Raw genomic sequence first — 9,406 nt, 5'->3', positions numbered from 1 at the left:
GCACCGCCAACCGCAGCTCCGGCAGCCGGGCGACCAGTGCCGTCAGCGCGGCCTCGGCGTGGGCGCGGCCCAGCGCGGACGCCGGGCAGTAGTGCCGCCCGCCGCCGAAGGCCAGGTGCGGGTTCTTCTCCCGGTCGATGTCGATCACTTCCGGACGGTCGAACACGGCCGGGTCGTGGTTGGCGCCCTCCACCAGGACGAGCACGAGCTCGCCCGTCCGGACCAGGGTGTCGTCGAGCCACACGTCCTCGGTGGCGATCCGGGGCAGGGCGTCACCGATGGACAGGTTGTAGCGCATGATTTCGTCCACGGCCCGCGGCACGTCCCCGGGCTCCTCGTGCAGGCGCCGGACCAGTTCGGGGCGCTCGGCGAGGGCGAGGATCGCGTGAAGGAGGAAGGCCGAGGTGCTCACCGCGCCGGCGCCGAACAGCGAGACGGCGACCGTGGCCAGCAGCTCGTCGTCGACGTCCTCGGTGGCGCGCAGTTCGGCGAACCCGCCGAGCAGCCCGGACCGGGGGCCGGAGCGCAGCCGGTCGAGCATGTAGCCGTGGTCCTTGTTCCAGTTGGCCCCGGCGCCCTCGAATGGAGACGGGCTGGTCAGGAACGCGACGTCGATACCCTGCATCAGCCTCCGCCAGTCCCCGACGGGCACACCGACGATCTTGCAGTGCAGGGCCGCGGAGAAGGGTTCGGTGAAGCCGTCACGCAGATCCGCGGGCGGCCCCTGGCTGACGAGGGCGTTGATGAGCGCGTGCGCCTCGGCGAGCATCCATCCGGCCAGCGTCTCGGTGGGTCGCAGGGACCGCATCACCGCGCTCCTGAGCCCGGCGCTGTTGATGTTGCCCATGTTGTCGACGACCTCGGGCGGGATGGTCAGCGCGTACTGCCGCGGCACCCCGGGCCGCGAGGTCTCCTTGAGGCTGAACCGCTCGTCCTCCAACACGGCGGTGGCCAGCGCGTGGGTGCTCACGAGCCAGGCGGGGTCCCCGGTCATCGTGCGGACCCGGGCGACGGGCCGGTGCTCGCGCAGCCATGAGCACTCCACGGGCACGGTCCTCCCGTCCCGGGACAGAGGGAAGGTGAGGTCGATGGTCATCAGCGGACTCCCTGGTCGGGCAACGGTCGGACGGTGGCGTAGGCCTGGGACGCGACGGCGCGCAGGCCGTGCTCCCGGGTGAGGAGGAGTTCGGTCAGCGGCATTTCGACGTGGTAGCAACTCACCGAGGAACCGACACCGAGAATGGCCGGAGTATCGAGGAAGAACGGCAGCTCGCGGGCCAGATAACGCATTCCCGCGTCCACCTGCTCCGCGGTGGGTTCCGTGCCGCCGCTTCGGGGAAGGAGGAATCGTCGGATCGTGCGTTCGCAGACCCCCGTGAACTCCGGGTCGTCCAGCATGGCCCTCTCGACGTCGGAGCGCAGGGACACGTAGGTGGGATCGCCCTCGAACTCCGAGAGGGCCGTGCAGCGCGCGTCGGAGCCGGAGAGCTCGATCCCCTGGAGGATGCGTCTGTGAAGGGCGCGGATGTCCTTGTTGGCGCGTCGGCGCGCCCGATCCGGGGAGTACCCGAGGGCGACGAGCATCGTGTCGACCTCCCGGTCGGCGTAGACGACGTCGACCGAGTCGAACCGGCGCCGTGCCCAGGTGAGGAGCGCGGCGACGCGGTCGCGGGTGAAGTACCCGTTTCCCGGGCTCGCCCCGACGAGGAGGTGTTCTCCTTCGTCATAGACGACGGAGCAGTTGACGGTGAAGGGAATGGCCTCGAATTCGGCCACGGTGATCGTGGGGACGGCGGGTCCCATGGTGGCGCCTCCTGCTTTCGCGCTTTCGGCCGGTGGTGACCATGGCGAGGGGCACGACGCCGCGAACGCGAACGTGGGCGCGGGGCGACGTGCTCAGGGCGCGACGGCCGGCCCGCGATGGCGGACGGGCCGTGCTGGGGACACCGCGCACACGGACACGGGGTTCCCGTGGCCGCACGCCGCCGAACAAGGGGGGTGGCCGGAATGCCTCGACGGCGTGGAGAGGGAATGCGCGGTGGATTCGGGAGCGGGCACCGGAGAACGGCGTCACGGACGGCGACGCGTGTCCGGTGTCGGGCTCCTAGACGGAGGGGGGCACGCCGCGCGGGGAGGGCGGGTGCTGCCGGAACGGCTGTGGATCCGCGGGTTCGGGGACGTGCAGCCCCAGGCGGCGGACGCGCACGTGTGATTCACCTCGTGATGCCGCTAGTCCCTGTGGAGCCCCGTGCTCCCGGTGTGGCGACAACGACCCCAAGTTATCGCCCGTATCGCTGTGTGAGCACCTCGTGGCCGGATGTGGTCAACCATCCCGGCCCCCTTGACCGTTCGTCGGAGCCCGCCCCGGGGCGGGCTCCGAATCGCCCGAAGCGGCCGTGGTTGTCGCTGTCTGCCGCTAGTGTTCTGGCCATGCCGAGTAGGGATCTGAACGAAATCATGGACAGCGGTTGGGCGAAGGCCCTGGAGCCGGTCGCTCCGCAGATCGCCGCGATGGGTGACTTCCTGCGCCAGGAGGTCGCGGAGGGCCGGACCTACCTCCCCGCCGGGGAACACGTCCTGCGCGCCTTCCAGCAGCCGTTCGACGACGTGCGCGTGCTCATCGTCGGCCAGGACCCCTACCCCACTCCGGGCAACCCGGTGGGGTTGAGCTTCTCCGTGGCCCCGGACGTGCGTCTGCCCGCGAGTCTGCGCAACATCTACAAGGAGATGCAGGAGGACGTCGGGACTCCCATGCCGTCCAACGGCGACCTCACGCCGTGGACCGAGCAGGGCGTGCTGCTGCTCAACAGGGTGCTCACGGTCGCGCCGGGCAAGGCCGGGTCGCACCGCGGCAAGGGCTGGGAGGCCGTGACCGAACAGGCCATCCGGGCGCTGGCCGAGCGAGGCAAGCCGCTGGTGGCCATCCTGTGGGGCCGGGACGCGCGCAACCTTCGGCCGATGATGCCGGGCGTGCCGTGCGTGGAGTCCGCTCACCCGAGCCCGCTGTCGGCCCGCAACGGCTTCTTCGGCTCCAAGCCGTTCAGCCGGACCAACGAGATGCTCCGGGAGCAGGGCGCCGAGCCGGTGAACTGGCAGCTGCCCTAAGGCGTCACACGATCGCGAGAACGAGAACGCGCCCACCCTCGACCCCCACTGACCTGCGGACCCGGTGACCGGCACGGCACCGGGTCCGGTCGTGTCCTCCCCCAGTGAGAGAGGCGGTACCCCCTTGGCCAGACAGCTCACCTACTCCGACGCCCTGAAGGTGCTCGGCGAGAACGACTCGCAGGTCCTGGACCTGGCGGAGAAGCTGACCGACGGCGGCCTGGGACTGGTGGGGGTACCGGACCTGTTCGGTCTGCGCGGCGAACTGGTGAGCCGGGGGCGTCAGGCGATCGAGGGCATCGGCGACAAGCTCCGGGGGCGGAGTCGGATGTCGCGGACGGAGCGGATCGAGGCGGCGCACCAGATCCTGACGGTGGTGTCCTTCTTCGAGGCTCTGGAGGAGTCCCTGGAGGAGCTGGACGCCCCCTTCACCCTCGCCGACCTGAAGATCACCAAGGCCGAGCAGGCCGAGCTGGTGAACCGCGCCCTCGGACGTGAATCGGCCGTCCCCTCGCTGTCCCTGGACACGGGTCCGGCGCCCCTCGTCTCCTCGGACCTCCTCATCAAGGACTTCACGACCGCGCTGACCGCGCTGACCGTCGCCGAGGAACACGGCGTCACCTCCGAGGCCCACCCCCTGGTCGAACAGTTGCGCGAGCTCGTTCCCGAGCGCGCCGCCCAGCGGTACGCGGAGTCCTACCGACGCCTGTCCGCCGAGGTCCCCGAGTTCGGGATGTGGGCGCACCTCCACGAACACGACCGCACCCGCGCGACCCTCGGCACGGGGCTGAGCGACCTGCGGCGGCGGTTGGAGGAGATCGGCTCCCACCGGGACGTGGACACGCGGCGCCGGGAGCTCGCCGCCGGGTACCAGGCGGTCCTGCGCCAGCCCGTGCTGCGTTCGGACGACGCTCCGCCCGGCCTCGTCCTGCCCTCGCTGGAGGACGCCTACATCGCGCCGCGCGCCCGGGCGGCGCGCGCGGTACACAGCGGCAACCCCTCCGGCGAGGAGTGGTGGGAACGGCTGCCGGTGATCGACGACCTCCAACCAGTCATCGCCGCCCACCTCGTCCATCCCTTCGCGACCGGGTTCCCCACCGTCATTCTGGGCCACCCCGGTTCGGGCAAGTCCAAGTTCACCGAGATGCTCGCGGCCCGCCTGCCCGCCTCCGACTTCCTCCCGGTCCGGGTGGAGCTGCGCTCGGTCCAACCCAACGCACCCATCCACGTGCAGATCGAGGAGGGCCTGGCCGCCACGTTGCACACCCGGGTGTCCTGGCGGGAGCTGGCCGACTCCGCCGACGGTGCGCTGCCCGTGGTGATCCTCGACGGGTTCGACGAACTCCTCCAGGCGACCGGTGTGGACCGCTCCGACTACCTGGAGCGGGTCCAGGAGTTCCAGCACCAGCAGGAGGCGATGGGTCAGCCGGTGGCGGTGATCGTCACCAGCCGCACCGTGGTGGCCGACCGCGCCCGCTTCCCCAACGGCACCGTGGTGATGCGCCTGGAACCGTTCGACGACGCGCGGATCGCCCGGATGCTGGACGTGTGGAACCGCGCCAACGCCCGTTCCCTCACCGAGTCCGGCCTGGAACCGCTCGCCCCGAAGACCCTGACCCGGTACCGCGAGTTGGCCGAGCAGCCGTTGCTGCTGCTGATGCTGCTCATCTACGACGCCGACGGCAACGCGCTCCAGCACGCCTCCAAGGCCCTGTCCAACACGGAGCTGTACGAACGCCTGCTGCGGATGTTCGCGCGCCGTGAGGTGGACAAGCACCGGTCCGGGCTGAGCCCGGAGGACTTCGAGGAGGCCGTGGAGGACGAACTCCGGCGGCTGGAGGTCGCCGCCCTGGCGATGTTCACCCGCCGCAGGCAGAGCGTGAGCGCCGCCGAGCTGGACCGGGACCTGGCCGTGCTCATGCCGGACGCGGCCGTTCGCCCCTCCGACACCGACCTGCACGGCGCGATCGCCCCGGCCGCCCAGGTGCTGGGGCGGTTCTTCTTCGTCCACGAGTCACGGGCCAGGGCCGCGGAAGGTCGGGCGAGCGTGTTCGAGTTCCTGCACTCGACGTTCGGCGAGTACCTGGTGGCCCGGGCGGTGGTCGCCGCGTTGGAGGAGGCGGCGGAGTCACGGGCACGCTCCTCCCGCCGTCGGGGCCGGGGCGCGCGCCCCGACGACGGGGAGCTGTACGCCCTGTCGTCCTTCGCCAGCTACGGGGGCCGCGACCGGGTCGTGGACTTCCTCCGGGAACTGGTCGAACACCGCCTGGCCGAGGACCCGGAGCTGCGCGCCGAGTACGGGGCACTCCTCGTCGAGCTGTTCCAGGAGGCCCCCTTCCCTGCCCCCAACCGCTCCCACACCGAGTACGAGCCCGTGCGGCTTCCGCTGACCCAGCGCGAGGCCAACTACACCAGCAACCTGGTCATCCTGCTGTGTCTCGTGCGCGAGGACCCCGTGGACGCCCGCGAGTTGTTCCCCGACGCAGCCGAACCCGACCAGGCCCTGCAACACAGCACCACCCTGTGGCGGACCCTGCCCGGCGCGGAGTGGTTCAGCATCCTGTCGACCCTGCGGGTACGCCACCTCGACGGCTGGGGCGAGGAGGGGGTGCGCACGGTGATCGGCGTGGAGGACGGCTCCCCCGTGGACGTGGGCGAGTGCGTGGGGTTCGAGCTGCGGGTGGGCGAAGACTTCCGTGTCGACGTCGTCGACCCCTACGGCGTCACCGTGCCCTTCGACTCGGTCACGTCGCGCCTCCTGCGGTCGGCGGCGATGCGGGTCAACGGCACGGCGGCGCGGTTCACGCTCGGGTCGCTGCCGTACCTGCGACACGTCTCGACCGACCTCGGCACCTGGTTCCGGGGGCCGGACGACGAGGGTCCCTGGTCCGAGATGCACGAGGTCATGCGGCTGCGCTTCGAACCCGCGACGGTCGACCCCGGCAAACGCCTCACCACCTACCGACGGCTGCTGCTCACGAACGCCCTGGGCCGTCGCGAACTGCTGGTGCTCACCCAGGCGGTGGAGGACCTGGCCCACACGCCCGGCGACTCCGACCTGCACATGGTCCTGCCGCGCGTCCTGAACGACTTCCTCAACGGTGTGCGGTCCGTCGTGACCGGTCCCCGGCTGTGCGCGGAGTCGGTGGAGCCGGTCCTGCGGGCCCTGGCTCCCCACGTGTCCGACACGGATCTGGCCAGGGTCCGCGCGCTGGTCGAGGACGCGAATCCCGCCGAAGTCGGCGGGACCGCCGACACCGCCGGGCCGAAGCCCGAGACCAGCCCACAGGAGCCGAAGCGCACCAGGAAGGAACGCAAGGTCGCCAAGAACAAGCACGGGGGCGACGGGGCGAAACGGGCTGCCCGGCGCGCCGAGCAGCCGCCGCCCGGAGGGAGCGACGGCCCGGGGCAGAACACCCCTCAGCGGATCCCGGCGGACGAGGTCGGCCTCAACTCCGCGCAGCCTCCACGACACGGCGCACGAGAGCGGGGATGACCGTGCCGATGGGGTCGCGCAGGACGGCGCTGGCGAAGTCGTCGTAGGGGGTCGGCTCGGCGTTGACGACGACGAGACCGGCCCTGGCCATCATCGCCACGTCGCACAGCCCGGCCACCGGGTGCACGGTCAGGGAGGTACCCACCGCCAGGAACACGTCGCACTCGCGGGCGGCCCGGGCCGCCGCCTCGACGACCTCCGGGTCCAGCCGCTGCCCGAAGGAGATCGTGTCCGACTTCTGGATGCCGCCGCACTCCAGGCACCGGGGGTCGGACTCCTCGTCCAGCCGCGCCAGGACGTCCGGGCTCGGGGTGCGCAGGCCGCAGCTCATGCACACGACCCACAGCATGGTCCCGTGCACCTCGATGACCCGGTCGGCGGGCATCCCGCCGCTCTGGTGCAGTCCGTCGATGTTCTGGGTGATGAGCGCCCGGAGCCTGCCGGTGGCCTCCAGCGCGGCGAAGGCCCGGTGCGCGGCGTTGGGCTCGGCCTCCCAGATCCGGTGCGCCCGGCGCCGCAGCCACACCTGCCGGCGCACGTCGACATCGCCCATGTAGCTGTCGAAGTCGGCCATGGCCTCCGCGGCCGGATCCTTGGTCCACAGGCCGTTCGGGCCCCGATAGTCGGGGATGCCCGAGTCCGTGGACACGCCCGCACCCGTGAGCACGGTGACGCGCGAGGCGGCGGCCAGCAGGTCGGCGGCCTGCTCGAACCCCTCGGGATCGGCCAGCGGTGTGGTGTCGGTGGTGGTGGAGGCCATACTCCATTGTTGCAGCGACGTTGAGACTTCTTGCCTCCGGCGTTGCCCTCGGGGCTCCACGATGGGCACCAGAACTCCGTAGCCTCGAGGAACGTGTGGGACGCACAGGTGGAATACCCTGCCGATGCACACGATGCGGGCGAAGGGTGCGAAAATCGACACAGCCATGAAGCAGCCGTCCTACATCCTCGTGGTCAACCGGACCACGGTGCGGCGCCCCGTGTTCGTTCTGGGCGCGCCCCACTCCGGTGTCCCCGAGATCGCCCTCGCCCTCGCGCGTGCCCCGGGATTCCACATCGGAGCGGGGTCCTCCGGGGTGCTCAACGCCGTCCACGCCGTCGCCCGACGGCCCTCCCTCGCCCAGGAGAAGGTGTCGGGAACGGCGAGCCTGCTGCGCGAGGCCTACGCCGAGGCGTGGCAGCTCACCCCCCTGACCTGCCCCCGGTGCCCCGGCCCGTACGCGCGCGTGCCCGCCAACGCCTCGGCCGAGCCCTGTGAGCACAGTGCCGACGCCCAGCGGTACGGCGATGCCAGCCCCGACCTGCTGTTCTGCGCGAAGGCCCTGCACGTGGCCTTTCCCGACGCCCTGTTCGTGCAGGTCATCAGGGACGGCCGGGACGTCGTCGCGGGCATGCTCGACGACGAGCGCGCCCTCGCCTGGCTCAAGCCCGGTCTGATGTCGGCCGACCACGAGTTTCCCAACGACTTCTTCGGGTTGGAGGAGGAGTCGGACCTGGAGGCGTTCCGGGACGGTTCCGACGCGGTCAAGTGCGCGATGCGCTGGCGGGGCGCCGTGCGGATGCACGCGCGGCTGCGCCAGGCGATCGGCGAGGACCAGCTCATGACGGTGCGCTACGAGGACGTCCGGGGCGGGGAGGTGGCGACCGCGCGGCGGCTGCGCGCGTTCACCGGCGCGCGCGTGTCGGCCACTGAGCTGATGGACACGCGCGCCTGGAACGTGGGCCGGTGGCGCGACCGGCTCTCCCGCGACGAGCACGGGGACGTCAACGAGGTCGCCGCCGTCGAGCTGTCCCGCCTCGGCTACCTCTGACCGTTCTGCCGGGGGACGTCTCCGGCGATCCCGTGGGCGCTCATGAGGGTCTCCGCGGCGGCGCGCGCCGTCAGGGCCGCGTTGGTCTCGCCGAGGACGCTGCGCGCCACGACCGCTCCCTCGTGCAGCATGGCGAGGGACTCGGCGAGCGCGGCGGGGTCGTCCGCTCCCGCCTGCGCGACGAACCCGGTGAGCAGATCGCGTAGCCAGCGCTTCTGTCCCTCGGCCACCGCCCTACCGGGGTGCTCGGGGTCGGCCAGCTCGGTGTAGGCGTTGACCATCGCGCAACCGCGCGGGTTCTCCCTGCCCATCCACGAGTGCAGGGCGTCGAACGTGGCGATGACGCGGGCGTGCGGCGTGTGCGCCCCGGTCAGGTAATCGGTGAGGTAGGCGCGCCAGCGCTCGTCACGGGCGCGCAGATAGGCGACGACGAGCTCCCGTTTGGAACCGAACCGGTCGTAGATGGTCTTCTTGGTCACGCTGGCCCGTTCCGCGACCAGCTCCATGCCGACCGTGTTGATCCCGCGTGAGTAGAACAGCTCGCTCGCGACGGCGAGGATCCTGCGCGCCGCGGGGGTGAGCGGCTTGGTCGCGGTCACGGTCATGGGGGTACTCCTTCGGCTCCGTGGCTCGGGTCACTCTGCATCGCGAGTATACCCACCGGTGTGGTTACCTCGCGGAGACACCCCTGAGAGGTCCCGGAGGAGGTCGCCGTGCCGCGCTCACCGCCACCGTTCCCGCTCGCCGCCGGACTCGTCGTGATGTGGAGCTCCGGTTTCGTCGGCGCCGAGTTGGGCACCCCCCACGCGCCCGCGACCACACTGCTGGCCTGGCGCTTCGTCATCGTCGCCGTCCCACTGGCGGCCTGGTGCCTCTGGCGCGGGGAACGGCTGTCACGCCGGCACCTGGCGGTGCAGGCCGTACTGGGCGCCCTGGCCCAGGCCGGCTTCCTGTACGGGGTGTTCGCCGCCGCGGAACTCGGGGTCCCGGCGGG

7 protein-coding genes and 1 pseudogene are annotated in these 9,406 nt (G+C 71.4%); 4 read left to right on the top strand and 4 right to left on the bottom strand.

Annotated features, from left to right (window positions below):
* Both D471_RS0103145 and D471_RS32780 read right to left on the bottom strand, forming a co-directional pair.
* Nucleotides 1-1,096: cytochrome P450 (locus D471_RS0103145; RefSeq protein ID WP_017597281.1), on the bottom strand; the 1,096-nt coding region annotated here is incomplete at its 3' end.
* Complete coding sequence (locus D471_RS32780) at nt 1,096-1,803, bottom strand: tRNA-dependent cyclodipeptide synthase (protein ID WP_017597280.1); 708 nt, start codon at nt 1,801-1,803, stop codon at nt 1,096-1,098. The genes D471_RS32780 and D471_RS0103145, both read right to left, overlap by 1 nt.
* Nucleotides 1,804-2,430: 627 nt before the next feature.
* Between D471_RS32780 and D471_RS0103130 the strand changes: the two genes are divergently transcribed.
* Both D471_RS0103130 and D471_RS0103125 read left to right on the top strand, forming a co-directional pair.
* Complete coding sequence (locus tag D471_RS0103130; RefSeq protein ID WP_026127355.1) at nt 2,431-3,105, top strand: uracil-DNA glycosylase; 675 nt, start codon at nt 2,431-2,433, stop codon at nt 3,103-3,105.
* Nucleotides 3,106-3,229: 124 nt separating this feature from the next.
* On the top strand, nt 3,230-6,601 hold the full coding sequence (locus D471_RS0103125) for an NACHT domain-containing protein (protein WP_017597277.1): 3,372 nt from the start codon (nt 3,230-3,232) through the stop codon (nt 6,599-6,601).
* Here the strand turns inward: D471_RS0103125 and D471_RS0103120 are convergent.
* On the bottom strand, nt 6,555-7,361 hold the full coding sequence (locus D471_RS0103120; protein WP_017597276.1) for an SIR2 family NAD-dependent protein deacylase: 807 nt from the start codon (nt 7,359-7,361) through the stop codon (nt 6,555-6,557). The genes D471_RS0103125 and D471_RS0103120 overlap by 47 nt on opposite strands.
* A 166-nt stretch (nt 7,362-7,527) precedes the next feature.
* Between D471_RS0103120 and D471_RS0103115 the strand changes: the two genes are divergently transcribed.
* Nucleotides 7,528-8,412 carry a sulfotransferase family protein gene (locus D471_RS0103115; RefSeq protein WP_026127354.1) on the top strand — a complete coding sequence of 295 codons (885 nt, stop codon included), beginning with the start codon at nt 7,528-7,530 and terminating at the stop codon, nt 8,410-8,412.
* Here the strand turns inward: D471_RS0103115 and D471_RS0103110 are convergent.
* A complete protein-coding gene (locus D471_RS0103110; RefSeq protein ID WP_017597274.1) occupies nt 8,403-9,017 on the bottom strand; it encodes a TetR/AcrR family transcriptional regulator in 615 nt (204 codons plus the stop codon). The two genes, D471_RS0103115 and D471_RS0103110, sit on opposite strands and share 10 nt — an antisense overlap.
* A gap of 156 nt (nt 9,018-9,173) precedes the next feature.
* Here D471_RS0103110 and D471_RS32775 point away from each other — a divergent pair.
* Nucleotides 9,174-9,406, top strand: a pseudogene (locus D471_RS32775) (EamA family transporter); the annotation flags it as partial.

Source organism: Nocardiopsis lucentensis DSM 44048 (assembly GCF_000341125.1).
Taxonomy (GTDB): domain Bacteria; phylum Actinomycetota; class Actinomycetes; order Streptosporangiales; family Streptosporangiaceae; genus Nocardiopsis; species Nocardiopsis lucentensis.
This window is presented reverse-complemented; position numbering and strand designations above follow the sequence as displayed.

What these genes read in the sequence shown, in the direction of transcription:
- D471_RS32780 (WP_017597280.1), bottom strand. Translation starts at nt 1,803, where the DNA reads ATGGGACCCGCCGTCCCCACGATCACCGTGGCCGAATTCGAGGCCATT.
- D471_RS0103130 (WP_026127355.1), top strand. Translation starts at nt 2,431, where the DNA reads ATGCCGAGTAGGGATCTGAACGAAATCATGGACAGCGGTTGGGCGAAG.
- D471_RS0103120 (WP_017597276.1), bottom strand. Translation starts at nt 7,361, where the DNA reads ATGGCCTCCACCACCACCGACACCACACCGCTGGCCGATCCCGAGGGG.
- D471_RS0103115 (WP_026127354.1), top strand. Translation starts at nt 7,528, where the DNA reads ATGAAGCAGCCGTCCTACATCCTCGTGGTCAACCGGACCACGGTGCGG.
- D471_RS0103110 (WP_017597274.1), bottom strand. Translation starts at nt 9,017, where the DNA reads ATGACCGTGACCGCGACCAAGCCGCTCACCCCCGCGGCGCGCAGGATC.